Here is a 19,528-nt window from a genome sequence, read left to right on the forward strand (position 1 = left end):
CATTTTTGTCTGTCGCACTTCTAGTTAGAATTGGCCGCCGCCGCCAAAAAAGTTCTTTTCATTTTCTATGGGCATTGGTGGGGCAGCTAGCTATAACAAAATAACAATAATTCAAAAAACAATGCTAAATGAATTTAATAGAAGAGCACGTTATTTTTCCCATAATTAGAATTAATCCTGCTTCATTACAATATCTATGTAATCCAGATAAAAAGCCTGTTAGGATGGTTGTATACCCCAAACTAACTAGATAATTCAACTTTAAAAGTATAGGGCAAAATTGTGCGAAAATTAAATATCGGCAATTACCTTCTGATTGCATTCCTGTTTCCAACGATTGCTTTTGCAAAAATTATCTATGGTGAGGTAATTAAAATCTCAGATGGTGATACTCTCACCATCTTAACCAATGAAAATAAACAAATAAAAATAAGACTTTCTGAAATTGACGCTCCTGAAAAAAATCAGGCCTATGGAAAGGCTTCAAGGCAATCACTTGCTGCCCTCTGCTTTAGGAAACACGCTGTTATCAATTCAATAGGCAACGATAGATATGGACGTACCTTAGGAAGAGTCAGCTGTGATGCTATTGATGCAAATGCCGAACAAATTAAAATGGGTATGGCTTGGGTGTATGACAAATATGTTACAGACAAAAGCCTTTACGACTTACAAAAAACTGCCAAGAACCAAAAACAGGGACTCTGGGCTGATGAAAATCCGACCCCCCCTTGGTTATTTAGACGTAACCAATTTCAAAGGGGTTCGATCTGACAAAAGTTGCTCACTCTATCCATGTGTTTTCTAATATTGAATCGTTCTAATGCGCTAACAGGATCGACAGTATTAATTTGATTAAAGTTAATTTCGACCCATTTACTCAGCTCAATTTCTACTGAAATAATATACATGTCTTCAATTACTCCAGTTGCAACATTATTGTGCTGAACATAACCCGATAAAATAATTTTTTTTAAGGCTGGTAAGGCTGCAAATATTTCTCCTGTTATGCGAAATAAAATAGCATGTACCAAATGACAAAAATCTTTTCTTGATTGAGTATCCGACCTTTCCTTAATTAGTAACTTATATCCTCTAGAGGGTATCTCCGCATATTTTTTAGGCATGCAAAGGTAATTGTAAAAATCCACTCTGAAGATAAGAACAACCATTCATTGCCTTGATAAATGGAACGCTCAGTTTCAACAATAGCTAAAAGAAGTGACAAAATAATTATGATCGTAATTATTTTATTTAGGACAGATAAACCTGGTGATGTCCTTAAAGCAGGATCTAATGATTTTGCAATCTTTTGTCTTAATGACATATCCTCATCCTTATGATAAATAATCCTTACATGTAGACGCTTTAACTAGGGGAGTATCGGGTAGGTAATAAACTAAACTTCCTAAACTAAGAAACTACTAGTGTGATTCTCTTATAAGAATTACACAACTTGCGATAATCACAGCAAATTTTAAACTATCTAATCCTCCATTACCCATAGTTTCAAAAATACAATTACAAAGTACATCCCAATCTTATTGCTTTAGCCAATTCGAGTGCATTTGCATAGTAGTCATGCCTATATCCATACCTTAAATTTCAAATTTATATATACTAATCAATGATATAGGATAGTTCTCAAGGAAATTGATTTTAATCGCAATTTTAAGTATGTAAGAGTTGCAATTTGCAGCGATTTATATGCCTGGATTGTAACGCATCTTACAGTACTATCTTATTTACAAATGAAATAATAATCTCAATATGCTGCAGTATATTTTATACAACTCCTGGAAATTATCTCCACTGTAGAATTAAAGGAGGCTTATGAGAAGTGGGTAATGTATTTCCTGATGGCCAACCAAGGATAATTGGAGCTACAGCAGTCATTTTTGTAGGGATCTCCAGCTCTTTTTTCCATTCTGGTAAATTTAATGCTGGGACTGCAAAACCAACCACACAGGAAGAAAGACCATAAGTAAGCGCAGCAAGCATTAAGTTTTCAGCTGCTAACCAGCAGTCGGCACTGACAAATTTTCCTTTGAAGGTACTGTATATGACAATTAAAGTACGGGCATTATAAAATACATTAAATTCCTTTTGTTGTACTACTTTCAAGACGTGCTCCTCTTGTAAATCTAGACTTTTCTTTTTATTATCCATGGTTAAAAGCTTAGCACTTTCTGATATACGATCTAATAAAGATTTATTCTGGATGACTACAAATCCTCTAGATTCTTCATGAAGTGCTGAAGGGGCATGTGTCGCAGCATCTAAAAGCTGATGAATAATTTCTGAGTCGACTTTTTGGGGTAAATAGTTACGGACAGCTCTGCGATTATATATAGCATCTATTACATCTATTTTGTATCGATTAATTGATTCTACATTTTCCATGGCCTGCTCCTGCTCTTGTTCCGAAGTGCCTATTCATAGCTTATTATAGCAAATTTTAGAAGTTACATTATTGACATTGATTATTCCAAAAACTCCGTGCGAATTGGTTTCTACTCTTTCATTGTTGGGTTTATTTACAATAGTTGTTTAATTCTTTTTTTAATTGAGCGGCAAGCTTTTCAACGGCACTTTGGACACATGGAGAAAGAGTTGAGTCCATAACAATAACATCTATTTCAATTCCATAAAATATGATGTTGTTGGGTAAAGTATTAAGCGCACTGGCTAATTGGAGTGCTTGCAAAACTCCTAGGTCGTGAGTTGAGAATTGATTCCCCGGAGCAATGATATCGTCCTTTTTAAACTGATGTATCGTTCCTATCCCTTTATTTGATTTTATTGCATCAATGAGAAACACTGTATGTGCATCATTTATTAATTCAAGCAGACGAATTCCAGGGCGATCGTAACTTTCTATCATCACGTGTTGAATTATTTCGGAGGGTAAGACGATTTGCTGCTTTAAGGTTTCTATTACTTTCCAGCCAGCCTGATCGTCTCCAAAGGGGGAGCCAATACCTAAAATTTTTATCAGATTCACTCTCGACTCACTTTGATATGTAAAAAATGTGTTGAACAAGAAATGCAGGGATCATAATTGCGTATAATCATTTCGCTGTAGGAACGTAATGAATCTTCATCTTTATCCAAGCCAAATTGCGATAAGGAAATCGAGAGATCCTCCTCAATGCGAGCTTGGTTTTGGCTGGTGGGCGGGACGATTCGGGCTGTTTTAACTTGCCCTTTTTTATCAAATCGATAATGCTGCCATAAAAAACCCCGTGGTGCTTCCGTGCATCCAATTCCTATTCCGGAGCGCGGATTAATTTCGTGAGGAAAAGAAGCTTGAGGCGTTTCATACTGCTCTAAAATACGAATGGACTCCAAAACACAGTAATAAATTTCGACAGCCCTAGCAATGATACTTTGGTACATGTTATTTGAAGGGAAGTTGATGTTTAAATTTTGTAAAAGGAGGTGTATGGGTGTTGGTAAGTGGCCAAAACAATTATTGACTCGTGCTAAAGGCCCCACTAAGTAAGGTTTATTCTGCAATAGACAATGTAAGGCATTGGAGTAGGGAACTTGGCTTTCTGTGAAATAGGCATCAAATTCATCAATGCTAATATTTAACCCCTGGTTCGATACCAGCCTGCCTTCATTAAAAGGGTATTCGGTAGGGTGATAGAGTGAAACATAAGTAAATTCGTGTGAATTATTTGGCAGGTTAAGCCCAGCAAGCCAACGGATTAATGCATCACAGTCTTCAACTCTCTCCTTTGCAATTTCTAATAGTAAATTAATTTCAGAAAAGGAAGGAGCCTTATAAAATCCACCCACACAAGCTCCAACAGGATGCACGGAGCGGCCACCGAATAACTTGATTAAATCATTACCAAATGCTTGAAGACGCATGCCTCGACGTACTTCTTCTGGATGGATTTTTGCCATTTCAGGTGCTGATTTGAAACCTAAAAAATCGGGAAGTGCTAAAAAATGAATATGCATGCTGTGACTTTCTAGCCACTCACCGCAATAAAACAAACGACGCATGCTGCGCACCCAAGGGGTCGGTTGAATACCAAAACAATTTTCTATTGCTTGAGTAGCGCTCATTTGGTAGGCAACAGGGCAAATACCACAAATACGAGCCACAAAATCCAGGACATCCGTATAACTCCTTGCCTCCAGAAATTTTTCAAATAACCTGGGTGGTTCATAAATTTTCAACTTTAATGTTTTAATTTTATTATCACGAATTTTAACTTCTAGCGCCCCCTCTCCCTCCACGCGTGCTAAGATAGGAACATTAATTGAGATGTTTTTACTCATTGATGATTTTAATTCCCTTAAAATAGTTCCCTGCTGAATTAAATGCAGGAGCTTGATTATTAATATGGAAAAATTTTTGGGAAATAACTTTTTTACTCATTCCAAGAAGTTCAAACCTGTTTCCCAGAGATTTGGTATTTGGATTGTCTTTTGGCCCATAACATGCATAACATCCGCGTCCAATTGATGGGCAAAGAGAGCCGCAACCTGCTTGGGTTACTGGACCCATACAAGGTTGTTTTTGAGTCACCAGCACACACACATTTCCTTTACGTTTACATTCCATACATTCAGAGTCTCGCTTGATACGAGGAGAGGCATTTGATAATAAAGAGCGAATTGCCTCTAATACTTGTTTTCCATTAACTGGACAGCCCCATAATTCCCAGTCTACTTTAACATGGTGGGAAATTGCAGTTGAGGTGCTTAAGTGTTGAATATAATCTGGTGATGGATAAACACTATTCACCCATTCTTTAGAGTCAATCACTTGACGTAGACCCTGGATACCTCCTGCGGTAGCACATGCGCCAATCGTAATAAGGTATTTGCTGTTATCTCGGATTTTTTTGATTCGAACCTCTTCTTCAGGTGTTGAAATGCTACCTTCTACAAAAGCTATATCTATTGCGGCATTGTTATCTACTGCTCCTGCTTCTGAAAAATGCTCGATATCAACCAGATCAAATAAAGTAAGCAAGGCCTCTCCGGCATTTAAAAATGCCAGTTGACATCCATCACAAGATGTAAATTTATGCACTGCCACGCGTGGTTTCATGATAGTTAAAATCCTGGCACATTAAATAACTCCTTAATTTCTGAATATGCAAAAACAGGACCATCTTTGCATATAAAAAAACCACCATATTGGCAATGACCACATTGTCCAATTCCACATTCCATATTCCGTTCCATACTCATATAGATGTTATTTTCAGAGACATCTTTCTTCTTAAGTAGATTAATTGCTGTGTGCATCATGATTTCAGGCCCACACATCATTACTACTGTATTTTCTGGATTCAGATTGATTTTATTAATCATATCCGTGACATAGCCAACACTCCATGGCCATTTGGGGCCTGCTTGATCTGCTGCAATATGAATTTCAGTATCAGGTGATTTTTCCCATACTGCATATTTTTTCCTAAAAATAAAATCATCACTGTGTTTCACACCTTGTAAGATACTTAAATTACCATATTGTTTTCTTCTTGCTATGACATAATCAATAATAGACACGGAAGGTGCGCAGCCAAGCCCTCCTGTGAGCACAATAATATCTCTATTTTGTGTTTGCTCAAGAGGCCAACCACGTCCATAAGGGCCACGAACGCCGATTCTATCTCCTGCTTGTAGTTTCTGTAATGCCCGGGTTACTCGACCTACAGCCCGGATGGTATGAGTCAGAATATGTTTTTTTTCTGGATCAGAAACAATAGAAATAGCTACTTCCCCAACCCCATAAAGGTAGAGCATATTAAATTGGCCAGGATAAAAATTAAATATGTCATGATGTGAAGGCTCAAGAAAACGCAAATGCAGGGTAAAAATAGTAGCTGACTCCTGGACACGCTCTATAATTTCAGCTTCAAGTGGTAAATAAGGATCATTTGGTTGAATCACTGTGTTGACTCCTTACATTTGATTCACCTGAAATCGCTGCCAATTCTTCAGTAATGTCAATCCCAACAGGACACCAAGTCATACATCGCCCACAGCCAACACAGCCACTCGTATCAAATTGATCAAACCAGCTGCCTACTTTATGAGTTAGCCACTGTCTGTATTGTTTTCGAGTATCTTCACGAAGTACTTTTCCATTTAAATTACTATGGCCTGTTGTAAAACAAGAATCCCACTCTCGTTGATGTTCACTTTGGGTACCATCTAAGCTAGGTTTTTCTACTTCAGTATGGCAAAAACAAGTAGGGCATACCAACGTACAATTCCCGCAAGACAGGCATCTTTGCGCTACTTCATCCCAACGCGGGTGATTTAAATTGGAAAATAGTAAATCACGTAACTCACGTTTGTTATTTAAAGGGATTCTTTTGTTTTGCATTGCGCCAGCTTGAGCTACATTGCCTCTTGCCTGGTCGCATTGGTCCGTTTTCGCTTCTAATAAATTTAAATTGCTAACAATTTTCTCGCCACGTTCACTACCTGAGATGATCACAAAACCTTCAGCGATTTCAGTCATAAGGATGTCGAAAGGATTTCTAACTTCAGGCCCAGTTTCTGCTGAAACGCAAAAACAATTATCAGAGGAATAAGTACAATGTACCGCAACGATAAATAATTGCTCACGGCGTTTTTTATAGCGTGGATCAGGATGTGCGCTTTCAATAAATACTTTATCTTGAATACTCATTGCTACTAGATCACAGGAGCGCGCACCAATGAAAGCAATGGGCATTTCATCTGCTTGATGGGGTTTAAACGTTAATTTTCCCTCCGTGTTACGTTCCACTTTCCATACTGTTTCATGAGGTTTAAATAATACGGGTTTTATTGCTTGAGGGCCGTTTGCAAAAGCAAAAGCCTTATGCTCAGGAATTTTTTCTAAACTGTAACTACCCGGAGTTTGGGTATCGCGCACTCCCCAGGGCAACTGATCTGCATGTTTGAGTACATCATAAACAATAGCCCCATCTCGTATTTGAGGGCCAACGCAGGAAAAACCAGCATCTTGTAACGCTTGAAACAGGTTTTGCAATTGCATGTAAGGTAAAAAATAGGATGTCATAAAAATTCCTTTAACAAATTCGTGGCAATTGCTCTCCTGCCAGCCAGTCTATAATTCTCATTCCGCCCAGTTTGGTTTTTAATTGAACAAAATGATGCTCATCTTCAATGACTTCACCAATATCTTCCGCATATAGACCCAGGGGATGTGAGCGCATCGCTGTTAATAGTTTGTGTGCATTATTGGCGGCGCAAATAGCAATTAGTTTTCCTTCATTAGCAACGTATAGAGGATCCAGACCTAGTAGTTCGCAGGCACTGGCGACTTCAGTTCGAATTGGTATTTTATTTTCATCAATTTTAAATCCAACTTTTGATTGTAATGCTAATTCATTTAAGGTTGTTGCAAGTCCACCACGGGTAGGATCACGTAAACAATGGATATCAGATACAACATCGGTCATGCAGCGCACCAAATCATGCAGCGAAGCAGTATCGGATTGTATTTTTGTTTGAAATTGCAAATTATTACGATGTGCCATAATCGCAATGCCATGATCACCTATATATCCACTGACAATGACGCGATCTCCCGGATTTGCCCGATCACCTGAAATATGAACTCCTTCTGGTAGCACCCCAACCCCAGTGGTAGTAATAAAAATGCCATCTCCTTTACCGCGTTCAACTACTTTAGTATCACCAGTAATAATTGCGACATCGGCCTGTCTTGCTGCATTAGCCATGGATTCTACAATTTTTTGCAAATCAGCAAGTGGAAATCCCTCTTCTATTATGAAACTGGTTGATAAGTATAATGGTTTGGCGCCAGCCATCGCGATATCATTAATTGTTCCGTGAACAGACAAAGAACCAATATCACCTCCGGGAAAAAACAAAGGTGAAATAACATAAGAGTCCGTTGTCATAACCATTCGGCCTAATGATACTGAAAAACAGGCTTGATCATTTTTTTGAGCTAACCATTGATTGTTAAAAGAGGCCAAAAATAATTGATCGATTAATTGAGCCATAACCCGGCCACCACTACCATGAGTTAAATTAATTATTCCTTCTTTAAAATTAAGTCTGGGTGCTTTTATTTTTTTAGTTATTGTGGCTTCTGTCATCATGAATTTATCCGTCCGTAAGCATATACTGCGGCACATGCACCTTCGGAAGAAACCATACATGAGCCTAATGGATTTTCCGGCACACATGCTGTAGCAAATAATTTACATTCTATTGGTTTTTTTACGCCTCGGAGTACATCACCACAAAGACATTGTTTGTGTTCCTGTGAGATAGAGTCAGGTAATTGAAAACGTTGTTCTGCATCAAACTCAGCATATTCCGCTCTGATTTTTAAAGCACTTTTTTGAATAAATCCAAGACCTCGCCATTCAAATTGATCACGTAACTCCAAAACTTCGGCCATAATTTGTTGAGAGGTTGCATTGCCTAAATGATTCACTGCACGAGTATACTGAATTTCTACTTCACAACGTTTTTCATTAAGTTGTTTAATTAACATTAAAATAGAGTGTAACAAATCTAAAGGTTCAAAACCTGAAATCACAATTGGCTTATGATATTTTTTACACACTGCTTCATAGGGCTTACTTCCAATAATAATGCTGACGTGTGCGGGACCAACAAATCCATCTAATTTAACCTCGTTGGATTGTAGTAAGCTTTCCATAGCGACAGGCGTTAAGACATGATTACAAAAAACACTAAAATTAGAGCATTTCAATTTTTTTGCTTGTTTTATTACCCATGCTGTTGGTGGTGTCGTCGTTTCAAAGCCTATGGCAAAAAAAATCACGTCCTTTTGAGGGTTTTCCTGAGCTATTTTTAAAGCATCATTCGTTGAATAGATCATTCGAATATCAGCCCCTAGTGCTTTGGCATGTAATAGATTTTTTTGTCCAGTGCCAGGAACACGCATCATGTCTGCATAAGTAGTAAGAATAACATTGGGTAAAGAGGCTAGGGCAATCGCTTTATCCGTAATCGCCATTGGTAATACACAAACCGGGCATCCTGGCCCATGGATCATCTCAATGTTATCAGGGAGGAGGCTTGGAATCCCATAACGATGTATGGCATGCGTATGTCCGCCACAAAACTCCATAAATTGATAGTGCTGATTGGAGCATACCTGGATAGCAATTTCTTTAGAAAGTGCTTTCGCAAAGTCGCCGTTTCTGAAGTCTTCGATGTATTTCATATCGAGTCATCCTGTGTCATTTGTGCAAATAGCTTTAGGGTTTTTAGAGCTTCTTGCTCATCTAATCGTGTTAAGGCATACCCCACATGAATAATAACGTAATCACCTTCAGTTACCTTGTCTAATAAGGCAATTGAAATTTCTTTGATGATACCGCCTAAATTAATTAATGCTCTTTCCTCATCAAGAATTTGAGTAATTTGTGCGGGTATTGCTAAACACATAAGAGTTATCCTTTTATTCCTCCAATCCAGGCCTGTCCCAAAGAAATACCTCCATCATTGGGAGGCAGTTTTCGTGGTAATAGAGGAGTGATCCCGGATGCACTGAGTGTTTTGATTAATCCCTCAGCCACTATTTGATTCAAAAAGCAACCGCCACTTAATACTACAATATCAATTTTTTTTTCTCGACTTATTTTTTTAATCCATTCTGTAAGGCCAGCTATAAGTGTTCCATGAAAGAGATTGGCCCCTATTATGGTATTTTCCACGCTCAAGAGCTGCTCCAATGTGGGCATCATATCAAAATGCTGATCATTTATTTGCCAGCCATTGGGTATGATTTGTAATTGAGTAACCAGGCTTTCCAATTGCATTGCAGCGTGTCCTTCATATTGTGATATCAGTTGAATTCCTAATAAGGCACTTACCGCATCAAACAAACGACCACAGCTACTAGTACCAGGACTATTTATTTTTTTATCTAAAAGATGATGAATTGAATTTGCTTGGGCACAGTTTGGAAATCGTTTGGCAATTTCATGGCTTAAGCCTAATGCATGTAAAACACTTGCTCCCATTCTCCAGGGTTCACGTGCTGCTCTATCACCTCCAGGTTGTAAAATTGGGTGAAAAGATCCGACCCGTTCAAATGAATCATGATTCAGCAGCAAAAGTTCACCTCCCCAAGCTTCTCCATTTAAACCGTATCCATACCCATCTAAGGCTAAACCAAGAACTTGTCTTTGGATGCCATATTCTGCAATTACTGAAGCCAAATGGGCATGATGGTGCTGAATTGCAAATGTAGGTAGGCCATATGATTTCGCAAATCGTGTAGTGTAAAAATCAGGATGTAGATCATGGGCAATACGTTCTGGTTTTACGTTCAGAAAACGTAATAAATGATTTAATGATTCATGGAAGAAATCGATTGTTGTCTTGTTATTTAAACTGCCTATATGTTGCGAGACAAAAGCCTCATCACCACGAGTAATACAAAAGGTATTTTTAAGATGCCCTCCGACAGCGAGAGTGGTAGGTATAGCATACGGAAGCTGAATAGGAACTGGTAAAAAACCACGGGCACGTCGAATAAATATAGGAGAATCTTGGGTAAGTCGCATCACTGAATCATCGATGCGCGTGACAATTTGTCGATTATAGGTCACAATTTTATCTGCAATAGCTCTAAGCTCATTTTTGGCACTGGTATTTTCCTTAATGAGAGGGTTTCCGCCTAAATTGGCACTGGTAACCACTAAAATCGTAGGTTGATATTCATCTAGCCAATCACAGTTATTTTTGTTGCCTGCAAATGCATTAAAAAGTAAGTAATGTATAGGGGTATAGGGGAGCATTATTCCAAAATGATTTAGATTTGGAGCAACTCCAGCAAGTGCAATTTTTTTTTTGAGTAAGACTATAGGACGTTCAGTGCTTTCTAATAAAGCCTGAGATTGTTTACTGATTTCAGCAATTCTAGCGACACTTTTGCTATTAGCCATCATTAAAGCAAAAGGTTTTTTGTCACGTTTTTTTCTTTCCCGAAGTTTGATTACAGCGGTTTCATTGCTGGCATTACAAAGAAGTTGATATCCGCCCAATCCTTTTAAAGCAATTATTTCTCCTTGTAATAAGGACAGTGCGATTTCTTCTATGGATAATGAAAGTTTGGGACCGCAATGAGGACAAGCAGTAGGTTGGGCATGATAACGTCTATTGTCAGGATTGAGATAGTCTGCCTCACATTGTTGGCATAGAGGGAAAGCGTCCATGGATGTATGGCTGCGATCATAGGGAAGATTTTTTGTGATAGTAAACCTGGGACCGCACTGCGTACAATTTAAAAAAGGATAGCGAAAATACTGACTTTGAGGATCAAAGAGCTCTTGTAAACACTCAGAACAAATGCATGTATCAGGCGAGATAATCGTATTCGACTCACCTTTTTCACTTTCAATAATATTAAAGCCATCTTCATTTGTTTTAATAGAGACAGTTTTAAGTTGAATATGATTTATTTTAGCAAGTGGGGGTAAATTAGCTTTTAAATAAGTGACGAACTGGTAAGCTAAGATTCCTTGAACCTCCACTAAAACACCGGCAGAATTATTTTTTATCCAACCTGTCAACTGGAGTAGTTTTGCTATCCGATAAACATAAGGCCTAAAACCAACTCCCTGAACTCGACCTTGAATACTAATCTGCAAGCGCTCGATTTTCATGAGTGCTCACTTACTTCAATTTTTGTTTTAACCAGCTATACCAATCATCTAATCCATGCTTTTTAGTAGTTGAAAGAGTGATTATGTTCACATCGGGTTTGATCCTGCGTGAATATTCGATACATTGCTCGAGTTTGAAATCTACGTAAGGGAGTAGATCGGTTTTAGTGATTATTATTAAATCAGCACAACGAAACATCTCCGGATATTTAAGTGGTTTATTATCACCTTCAGTTACTGAAAGTATGACTACTTTAAACTGTTCACCTAAATCAAATAATGCAGGGCAAACAAGATTACCTACATTTTCAATGAATAATAGTGATTTTTCTTTTATAGAAAGATCTTCTAATGCATGGCTTACCATGTGCGCGTCTAAATGACAGACTCTTCCAGTATTTATCTGGATGGCATTGCCGCCACTGGATTGAATTAATTCTGCATCATGATTGGTTTGTTGGTCACCAACAATAACGGCAATATCTAATTCGCTTTTTAAATCATGAATTGTTTTTGCCAACAGAGTGGTTTTACCTGAGCCCGGACTGGACATCATATTGATTGCCAAAACATTTTTATTGATTAAATAGTTTTTATTATCAAGAGCAAATTGTTGATTTTTGGCTAAAATATTTTGCTCAATATGAATTAAATGTTTGTCATGAGTATGATGCTCATGCTCATGCTCATGCTCATGCTCATGGTGAGCAAAATCAGTATTTTCTCCAGAACAGCCACATATTCCACACATTATTCCACCACCATTGATTGAACACGTAATTCTTCACCTTGAAGAATCTTCAATGAATGACTCCCACAAGCTGAGCATTCCTCATAATACTGTCGCAAAGGAACTACTTTTTTGCAAGACTCACAGAGTGCCTCTGCCGGGATATCAATGATTTCAAGCACGGCATCCTCTGCTACTGTGCCTTTACTGGCTATGCTAAAGCTAAAAATTAAAGAATCTTTTTCCACGGCAGCAAGCTGTCCAATCTCTAATATTACTTTTTTTACATGAATATGTTCTTTTTTAACTGTATTTTTCTTAATAATTTCGAGAATATTTTGACACAACCATAGTTCGTGCATATCAAGGCTCTATGAATATACTTTGAGACAATTCATTATGCCAACGATGAGACTAAAAGATGCAATGATTAGTCCGGACATACGTGACAATAATAATGACCTCGTATCTGCACGCTGGATTAACGTTGAGACAAATAAACCATTTAGTCCATCTGATGTCATCATTCCCAACATGAACACGATACCTAGTAATCCTGAAAATAAAAATCCTGCCATGGCCTTAGCTGAGAGTGAAAATAAAACAACCTGACTTACTGTATCAAAGGAAAAGGCGAAAAGTATTCCAATAGAAACGATATAGATGGGATTAATATTTTTTTTGATTAATTTTCTTGATAGATAATTTTTTAAACTAGTAGGAAGAGGTGATTTTGATGGATGTTGAAAAACATTCCAGAGAGTTAAGAAGGCAAATAAAAAGAGAAAAGAAATAGAAATGCTGTCTCCAACTTCATTTAACCATTCTGGAATATGGGATGGAGCAAATCCATTTCCAACAATTAAGCTAATTAAAATGACTACCAGGCCATGTCCAAACGAGAATAAGAAGCCCACAACTTTTGAAAGGTATCGATTGGGGCTAACGATTCTTGTTATAGAATCTATAGTGGCCAAATGATCCAGATCAAAACCATGACGAATTCCTAAAAGGTATGCCATTATAATTAGTGTTTCTTGCATTTTTTTTCTTCTTTTTTAACTGTACTTCAAGGAGTTACAATTTAAAGTTTTGTTTTTTATTCTGTCGCTCGAAGAATTATCTGGGCGTATTTGACTTTAATATATCAAGCCTCTATTCGATTGAGAGTTTTTAGAGCGTTTTTTCATTTCAGTAGGTATGCATTAGTTTGCTCCCTGCTAAAAAACTCTAAATGTCCTATAAATTTGTTTATTTTGATCCATCTTAATGATTTGTCAAGTTGAAGCATTCTATATTCAAGTAATGAGGATGTATGCAATGCTTAGGTAAGAACTAAAATGACTTGATGGATAATTTTTTATTCTGAATCATTAGGTAAATCTATTTTAATTTTTGTTCCACACGTTAATCTTAATGCATTAAGAATTGCAAGAATATCAATAAGTTCTTGCAAAAGCGCACCAGTAACAGGATTAATGAGTCCTATCGCAGCAAAGATCATACCAATAAGGCTCAAAATCATACCACCAAGGGCGCTTTGTAATGTAATTTTGCGTGTATATAAGCTGAGGTGGATTAGTTCATCAACTTTACTTAATGTATTTTCCATAATCACGGCCCCAGCTGCTTCAGCTGTAACATTACTGGCTTGTCCAAAAGCAATTCCAACTGTAGCAGCTGTTAATGCCGGTGCATCATTAATACCGTCTCCCATAAAAACCGTAGGGGCTTTTAATCGCTCTTGCCGAACAAGTGCAAGTTTTTGCTCGGGACTCTGGGATGCATACAGCTCTTTTACATTTAATAATTTGCCCAAATAACTTACCTCCGATTCACGATCCCCGGATACAAGCATTATTTTTTTAAATTGATGATAGGGTGTTAAATGACTGATAAATGATTTGCTCTCCGGACGAGGGGAGTCGTGAAAACGTAATGCAGCAGCATATTTCTTATCAACTAAAACAATGCACTCCAGGCCAGGTGATGTTGGAGGAAGTAAATTGGCATATTGAGGTAAGGCTTCCAATACCTTTTTTCGCCCAGTAATTTCTATGAGGTGTTTATTAATAATACCTCGCAATCCCTGACCTGGCTCTTCAGAAACATTTACTGAGTTAAGCAATATTACATTCTCTTTTCTCGCTGCATTTAATACTGCGTGTGCTAACGGATGCTTAGAATATCGTTCTATGCTTGCAACATATTGGAGGATCATTTCTTGTGTATAATTTGGGGCCGTTATAATTTCAGTTAAAGTCGGTTTACCATAAGTAAGAGTACCTGTTTTATCAAAAATTGCTGTTTTACACGTGATTAAACGTTCCAAAACAGTTGGGTCTTTAATGATAATTGCTTGTTTGGCTGCTCTTGAAATGGCACTAATCAACGTAATTGGAATAGCTATTAGTAAGGGACAAGGTGTTGCTATCACTAAGACAGAAAGGAAACGTACTGCATCACCAGTAAAATACCAAGTAGCAAATGCAAAAACAAGCGCAACTGGAGCGAAAATTGCTCCAATTTGATCTCCTAAACGCCTGATGGAAGGTCGTTTTTGCTCGGCCTCTTGTAGCACTTTAACAATAGAAGCAAATCGTGAGTCCGCTGGTAAGGCTATTGTTTTTACTATCAACAAAGATTCCCCATTGATAGCTCCAGACAATACATTAGTGCCTGGTGCTTTTGATATTTGATACGGTTCACCAGTCAAGTAGGACTCATCCATTGACCCATGTCCTTCTATAACGACACCATCCACAGGACAAGTTTCATGAGGATAAACCAATAGTTCATCGTGAATATGAATTTCTTGTAATGAAATATCTTCCACATCTTTTGCTATTTTTCGATGAGCAATTGATGGCATGCGTTTTACTAAGGCGAGTAAAACAGAAGACGCTTTACGCATTGCAAAAACTTCTAAGGTTTGCCCACTAGCTAGCATTAGGATAATTAGAGATGCGGCAAGATATTCATCTAAAATAACACCGGTTAGTAAAGCAATTGCTGCTAATAGATCAGCCCCTAAATTACCCTGAAATAATTTAAACAAAATTTGTAAAAATAGCGGTATTCCGCCAATAATAATAAGGAGGAATAGGGGAAACAGTGATAAGGATGGATCAAAAAATCGCATGAATAGATGTACACTAATAGCAAGCAATGAGAAAAATGCGATATACGATTGCCATTGGTATTTATATTGAATTGAAGTCATCATATTCTATTGAATTAAGTGAATTTTCTAACATAGTCAACAACTCCTTTTGCAAGAATATTGGAAACGTCTATTTGGTTCGTTGAATGTATTATAGTATTACAAGTAATTAGTTGCTTTGCTCCCGCACGTAAGAGCATATTTTCTGTTTGATTGTTAAAAAGGGCATGTACGCCAATACATATTGGATTTTTAAAGCCATTGTTTATTAGTTGTTTTAACGATTCGAACATGCTTACTCCCGAAGAAATGATATCATCAACAAGAACGGGAGTATTTTCAATGTCCTGTACCTCAGGTAACGATACGACAACTCGTTTATCACCCAGACGTATTTTTTGAGCAATTACAAAAGAAAGGTTGCTAAAATTGGCTATTTCAGAAACCCATTGCTTACTTTCTTCATCAGGTCCTATCAGAATAGGATTTTTAATATGGGAAGATATCCATTCGGAAATATTTTTTGTGGCATGCAGTGTGAGCAGCGAGGGCATACTATATATTTCAGAAAGCTGGTGTATGCGATGTAAATGCGGGTCAATGGTAATCATTCCATCAATGCAGCTCGAAAGTAGCTGAGCAAAAATAGTTGATGTAATTGCTTCGCCAGAATGAAAACGTTTATCTTGCCGCATATATGCGAGATAAGGCGCTACTAAGCAAATTTTATTTGCTCCAAGCTCCTTAAGGGTTTTAGCCATAAATATAAGTGGTAGTATTTTGCTGTTAGGCTTATCAAGAGTACAGACTAAAAAAACCTTTTTATTTTTAACTTCTGAATTAATTCGAATATAAGATTCTCTATCAGGGAATGGACGTATTTCTGCTTTACCAATTTCAACAGATAGCTTGTTGCTTAACGCTTGAGTAAGTTCCTTGTTTCCTGGTAATGAAAAAAGAATAGGGTTGTCCATATTATTGACCTAAGTTTTTTCTGATGTGATTTTAATAATATTGGGCATCGATAAAGCATAAGTACAGGCGTAGTCCAATGTTCCTTTAGACTCCGCATGGATTCGATACAGCAATTGCCCTTTTTCCACATGCGTATTTAATTTTGCAAAAAACTCAATACCTGCTGCAGGCTCATAAGGAGCACCTGCCAATTTTGCTACTTTAGCTAGATTCCTATTATCAATTTCAGTAATCCGTCCATTTTTTATTGCAACAACGTCATGTGTAAATAATGCGGTAGGGGGAACTTTGAAACCACCCTGGGCTTCACAAATTGCTAAGAATTTTTTTAAGGCAGTACCACTTTCCAATATTTTTATTGCTAACTCGGTGGCTTGCTGAAGGGGTATTTTTTTTCCCAATTCAAGCAAGATTGCAGCAAGTGTAATTGCTTTATTTTTTAAATCGATAGGTGCGTCCTTATCATTATAGAGTACAGCTAAGATATCTTTTGCTTCTAAAGCGGGGCCAATCCCTTTTCCAAGTGGCTGATCTCCATTTGTTTTTAAAGTAATAACATTCAGCTTAAAAGCGTTACCGACTAAAGAAAAATAATTTTGATATTTTAAAAATTCAAGCTCAGAGCGAATTTTCGCTGTCGGTCCAACCGGAATATCTATCAGCACATGTGTAGCACCAATCGCAATTTTCTTGGACAGTACTGATGCTATCATTTGCCCCATAGGATCAATATCCAGCACCCTCTCTACTCGAATAAGAATATCATCTGCCGGGCTTAAGCCTAATGCACCACCCCATACCATGCAGCCCCCTTCTCGTGCCACTACCTTTTGAATTTTTGAAAGAGGCAGATTTACTGCTGTCATTGTTTCAATCGTATCGGTAGTACCTGCAGGAGACGTAATTGAGCGTGATGAGGTTTTGGGAATAATGAGTCCAGCTGCAGCAACAATAGCTACAACAATGGGGGTTGTTCTATTACCTGGAATACCTCCAACGCTATGCTTATCAAGAATAATAGGATGCTTCCAATGCAATTGTTTCCCTGTTTTAACCATAGCTTGTGTGAGGTAAATAATTTCTTCAATGCTGAGTTTGTCATGACCACAAGCAGTAATAAAACTTGATAGATGAATGTTGGAGTATTTACCGTCTACGATGTCACTGATAATTTCATAAAATTGCGATGCTGTTAGTGTATTTCCATATATTTTAGAACGCACATAGTTTATAGAAGCTACCGGAGGTAGGTGATATATATTAATCGAATCACCTTCTTTGGCACCAATTTGCTCCCAAGCGCTTTCGGAAAGACTGGCTTCATATTCCTGTAAAATATCAGAATGAATAATGTTTATGGATGCGATTATCGATTTTTTACTTAACTGAACGATAACCCGTGCTTGTGTTTCGAATCCCTCCGAGATGCAAATGAAACAATCTGAACGGATAAAAAGAATAAATTCCTGTCTCGTATCGATACCTAATTTAACTAATTTTAATTTATTTGATCTTTTATGTAATTCGTTATTCATCTTAATTTTTCTTGATCTAAATAGTTAGGAATCACACAACTCCAATGAAATCTTTGTTCAATTTTCACTTTAAGAGATTCGGCAGACTCTTTTTCTCCATGGGTAATAAAAATTTTTCGAGGTGCAGTTTTTAAGTGTGCTAACCAAGACAGCATTTCCGCATAATCTGCATGTGCTGAAATATTTTCCATCTGTATAATTTCAGCTCGAATTGGAATCATTTGCCCAAACATTTTTATTTCTTTCTCACCCCGAACCATTCTATCCCCACGAGTTCCTCCTGCCTGAAAACCGCTGAAGATGATGGTGTTTCTATAATTGGGAGCAAAATTTCGTATATGATGTATAACGCGACCTCCGGTAGCCATACCACTAGCAGAGATTAAAATCATAGGCATTTTTTGTTGGCTCAGTGCAATAGACTCTTCTGTGGTACGCACATATCGAGCAACACCACAAAGTTCAGCACATTGATGGAGAGTTAAGCGATTTTCCTTCGCATGATGGGAAAAGATTTCTGTTGCATTCGTCGCCATCGGGCTATCAACAATAACAGGAATATCCGCAATTACTTTCTTTGATTTTAATTGTTGAATGTAAAACAGCAAGCATTGTGTGCGACCGACTGTAAAAGCAGGGATTAAAACGATACCACCTCGTTTTACTGTACGGTTAATTATTTCTCCAAGTTGTTCCTCAGGATTCGTTTCCTCATGTAAACGATTACCATAGGTTGACTCGACAACTAAGTAATTTGACTCTAATGGTGCTTGGGGGGGATTCATAATGGGATCCTGTGCTCGCCCAAGATCACCTGAAAAAAGTACAGATACATTATGATGACAAATTCGTATAAAAGATGCTCCAAGAATATGGCCTGCATAATGAAAGCTTGCATAAAAATCTTCATGTATTTTAAATGCCTTGTTGAGGTCTGTAGGAAGAAAATAGTTGAGCGATAATTCAGCATCTTCGCGAGTGTAAAGAGGAAGGGCGGGATGGTGTTTCGAATAGCTTCTTTTATTTGCATAAAAAGCTTCCTCCTCCTGAAGATAGCCGCTATCAGGTAATAGTATTTTACACAAATCATATGTAGCCTCAGTACAAATTATTTTTCCACGAAATCCATTTTTTACCAACAAAGGAATGTACCCACTATGATCAATATGGGCATGTGTGAGCAAAACATAATTAATATTTTGAGGCTTAACAGGTAGTGATGACCAATTGCGTAAACGAAGTTCTTTATAACCTTGAAAAAGACCACAGTCGACAAGGATTTTCATATTTTCGGTTTGAACTAGATATTTGGAACCCGTGACTGTTTGAGTAGCACCTAAGAACTGAATTTCCATGAATCATCCTTTAGTGTATCGATATTATCTATTATAGGTTGGTTTAGGAGAAATCTGAGAATTCATAATGAATGAGACGTTTGGTTATTAGACTACTTCACATG

The 19,528-nt window shown here is 37.5% G+C and carries 19 protein-coding genes; 1 reads left to right on the forward strand and 18 read right to left on the reverse strand.

What is annotated here, in order from left to right; translation table 11 throughout:
- Positions 1 to 282: 282 nt before the first annotated feature.
- Positions 283 to 774: a thermonuclease family protein gene (locus Lpar_RS09450; protein ID WP_115341255.1), complete on the forward strand. Its 492-nt coding sequence runs from the start codon at positions 283 to 285 to the stop codon at positions 772 to 774.
- Here Lpar_RS09450 and Lpar_RS09455 read toward each other — a convergent pair.
- The 18 genes from Lpar_RS09455 to Lpar_RS09545 all read right to left on the reverse strand — a co-directional run bounded on the left by Lpar_RS09455 (position 756) and on the right by Lpar_RS09545 (position 19,424).
- Positions 756 to 1,127 (reverse strand): hypothetical protein, encoded by a 372-nt coding sequence (locus Lpar_RS09455; RefSeq protein WP_133133976.1) that lies wholly within the window; start codon positions 1,125 to 1,127, stop codon positions 756 to 758. The genes Lpar_RS09450 and Lpar_RS09455 overlap by 19 nt on opposite strands.
- 676 nt (positions 1,128 to 1,803) lie before the next feature.
- Entirely contained in the window at positions 1,804 to 2,403 is a 600-nt protein-coding gene (locus tag Lpar_RS09465) for a nitroreductase family protein (RefSeq protein WP_058517715.1), read from the reverse strand.
- Positions 2,404 to 2,533: 130 nt separating this feature from the next.
- Positions 2,534 to 3,004, reverse strand: coding sequence for a hydrogenase maturation protease (locus Lpar_RS09470; protein ID WP_058517716.1), 471 nt, complete (start codon positions 3,002 to 3,004; stop codon positions 2,534 to 2,536).
- Positions 3,001 to 4,296, reverse strand: coding sequence for a Ni/Fe hydrogenase subunit alpha (locus Lpar_RS09475; protein ID WP_058517717.1), 1,296 nt, complete (start codon positions 4,294 to 4,296; stop codon positions 3,001 to 3,003). Before Lpar_RS09475 ends, Lpar_RS09470 begins: the two co-directional genes overlap by 4 nt.
- Positions 4,289 to 5,074: an NADH-quinone oxidoreductase subunit B family protein gene (locus tag Lpar_RS09480; RefSeq protein ID WP_058517718.1), complete on the reverse strand. Its 786-nt coding sequence runs from the start codon at positions 5,072 to 5,074 to the stop codon at positions 4,289 to 4,291. The genes Lpar_RS09475 and Lpar_RS09480 overlap by 8 nt, the downstream gene beginning before the upstream one ends.
- 5 nt (positions 5,075 to 5,079) lie before the next feature.
- Positions 5,080 to 5,922: an FAD/NAD(P)-binding protein gene (locus tag Lpar_RS09485; RefSeq protein WP_058517719.1), complete on the reverse strand. Its 843-nt coding sequence runs from the start codon at positions 5,920 to 5,922 to the stop codon at positions 5,080 to 5,082.
- Positions 5,906 to 7,045: a 4Fe-4S dicluster domain-containing protein gene (locus Lpar_RS09490; RefSeq protein WP_058517720.1), complete on the reverse strand. Its 1,140-nt coding sequence runs from the start codon at positions 7,043 to 7,045 to the stop codon at positions 5,906 to 5,908. The genes Lpar_RS09485 and Lpar_RS09490 overlap by 17 nt, the downstream gene beginning before the upstream one ends.
- Before the next feature lie 10 nt (positions 7,046 to 7,055).
- Positions 7,056 to 8,114 (reverse strand): hydrogenase expression/formation protein HypE, encoded by a 1,059-nt coding sequence (gene hypE, locus Lpar_RS09495; protein WP_058519226.1) that lies wholly within the window; start codon positions 8,112 to 8,114, stop codon positions 7,056 to 7,058.
- Positions 8,114 to 9,217 carry a hydrogenase formation protein HypD gene (hypD, locus tag Lpar_RS09500; protein WP_058517721.1) on the reverse strand — a complete coding sequence of 368 codons (1,104 nt, stop codon included), beginning with the start codon at positions 9,215 to 9,217 and terminating at the stop codon, positions 8,114 to 8,116. The genes hypE and hypD overlap by 1 nt, the downstream gene beginning before the upstream one ends.
- Positions 9,214 to 9,441, reverse strand: a complete 228-nt coding sequence (locus tag Lpar_RS09505) for a HypC/HybG/HupF family hydrogenase formation chaperone (RefSeq protein ID WP_058517722.1) — start codon at positions 9,439 to 9,441, stop codon at positions 9,214 to 9,216. Before Lpar_RS09505 ends, hypD begins: the two co-directional genes overlap by 4 nt.
- A 5-nt stretch (positions 9,442 to 9,446) precedes the next feature.
- Positions 9,447 to 11,666: a carbamoyltransferase HypF gene (gene hypF / locus Lpar_RS09510; RefSeq protein WP_115341254.1), complete on the reverse strand. Its 2,220-nt coding sequence runs from the start codon at positions 11,664 to 11,666 to the stop codon at positions 9,447 to 9,449.
- 10 nt (positions 11,667 to 11,676) lie between these two features.
- Positions 11,677 to 12,417, reverse strand: a complete 741-nt coding sequence (gene hypB / locus Lpar_RS09515) for a hydrogenase nickel incorporation protein HypB (protein ID WP_058517723.1) — start codon at positions 12,415 to 12,417, stop codon at positions 11,677 to 11,679.
- Positions 12,417 to 12,758 (reverse strand): hydrogenase maturation nickel metallochaperone HypA, encoded by a 342-nt coding sequence (hypA, locus tag Lpar_RS09520; RefSeq protein WP_058517724.1) that lies wholly within the window; start codon positions 12,756 to 12,758, stop codon positions 12,417 to 12,419. Before hypA ends, hypB begins: the two co-directional genes overlap by 1 nt.
- A 9-nt stretch (positions 12,759 to 12,767) precedes the next feature.
- Positions 12,768 to 13,439 (reverse strand): HoxN/HupN/NixA family nickel/cobalt transporter, encoded by a 672-nt coding sequence (locus Lpar_RS09525; protein WP_058517725.1) that lies wholly within the window; start codon positions 13,437 to 13,439, stop codon positions 12,768 to 12,770.
- A 317-nt stretch (positions 13,440 to 13,756) separates the two neighbouring features.
- Positions 13,757 to 15,619, reverse strand: coding sequence for a heavy metal translocating P-type ATPase (locus Lpar_RS09530; RefSeq protein ID WP_082650356.1), 1,863 nt, complete (start codon positions 15,617 to 15,619; stop codon positions 13,757 to 13,759).
- Positions 15,620 to 15,633: 14 nt separating this feature from the next.
- On the reverse strand, positions 15,634 to 16,533 hold the full coding sequence (locus tag Lpar_RS09535) for a ribose-phosphate diphosphokinase (protein ID WP_058517727.1): 900 nt from the start codon (positions 16,531 to 16,533) through the stop codon (positions 15,634 to 15,636).
- Positions 16,534 to 16,542: 9 nt separating this feature from the next.
- Positions 16,543 to 18,069, reverse strand: a complete 1,527-nt coding sequence (locus Lpar_RS09540) for a thymidine phosphorylase family protein (protein WP_058517728.1) — start codon at positions 18,067 to 18,069, stop codon at positions 16,543 to 16,545.
- Positions 18,066 to 19,424: an MBL fold metallo-hydrolase RNA specificity domain-containing protein gene (locus tag Lpar_RS09545; protein WP_058517729.1), complete on the reverse strand. Its 1,359-nt coding sequence runs from the start codon at positions 19,422 to 19,424 to the stop codon at positions 18,066 to 18,068. The genes Lpar_RS09540 and Lpar_RS09545 overlap by 4 nt, the downstream gene beginning before the upstream one ends.
- Positions 19,425 to 19,528: the final 104 nt, after the last annotated feature.

Source organism: Legionella parisiensis (assembly GCF_001467945.1).
Lineage (GTDB): Bacteria > Pseudomonadota > Gammaproteobacteria > Legionellales > Legionellaceae > Legionella > Legionella parisiensis.

Coding starts and splice junctions, on each gene's coding strand:
- Lpar_RS09455 (WP_133133976.1), bottom strand. CDS start 1,127: ATGCCTAAAAAATATGCGGAGATACCCTCTAGAGGATATAAGTTACTA.
- Lpar_RS09465 (WP_058517715.1), bottom strand. CDS start 2,403: ATGGAAAATGTAGAATCAATTAATCGATACAAAATAGATGTAATAGAT.
- Lpar_RS09475 (WP_058517717.1), bottom strand. CDS start 4,296: ATGAGTAAAAACATCTCAATTAATGTTCCTATCTTAGCACGCGTGGAG.
- Lpar_RS09480 (WP_058517718.1), bottom strand. CDS start 5,074: ATGAAACCACGCGTGGCAGTGCATAAATTTACATCTTGTGATGGATGT.
- Lpar_RS09490 (WP_058517720.1), bottom strand. CDS start 7,045: ATGACATCCTATTTTTTACCTTACATGCAATTGCAAAACCTGTTTCAA.
- hypE (WP_058519226.1), bottom strand. CDS start 8,114: ATGACAGAAGCCACAATAACTAAAAAAATAAAAGCACCCAGACTTAAT.
- hypD (WP_058517721.1), bottom strand. CDS start 9,217: ATGAAATACATCGAAGACTTCAGAAACGGCGACTTTGCGAAAGCACTT.
- Lpar_RS09505 (WP_058517722.1), bottom strand. CDS start 9,441: ATGTGTTTAGCAATACCCGCACAAATTACTCAAATTCTTGATGAGGAA.
- hypF (WP_115341254.1), bottom strand. CDS start 11,666: ATGAAAATCGAGCGCTTGCAGATTAGTATTCAAGGTCGAGTTCAGGGA.
- hypB (WP_058517723.1), bottom strand. CDS start 12,417: ATGTGTGGAATATGTGGCTGTTCTGGAGAAAATACTGATTTTGCTCAC.
- hypA (WP_058517724.1), bottom strand. CDS start 12,758: ATGCACGAACTATGGTTGTGTCAAAATATTCTCGAAATTATTAAGAAA.
- Lpar_RS09525 (WP_058517725.1), bottom strand. CDS start 13,439: ATGCAAGAAACACTAATTATAATGGCATACCTTTTAGGAATTCGTCAT.
- Lpar_RS09530 (WP_082650356.1), bottom strand. CDS start 15,619: ATGACTTCAATTCAATATAAATACCAATGGCAATCGTATATCGCATTT.
- Lpar_RS09535 (WP_058517727.1), bottom strand. CDS start 16,533: ATGGACAACCCTATTCTTTTTTCATTACCAGGAAACAAGGAACTTACT.
- Lpar_RS09540 (WP_058517728.1), bottom strand. CDS start 18,069: ATGAATAACGAATTACATAAAAGATCAAATAAATTAAAATTAGTTAAA.
- Lpar_RS09545 (WP_058517729.1), bottom strand. CDS start 19,424: ATGGAAATTCAGTTCTTAGGTGCTACTCAAACAGTCACGGGTTCCAAA.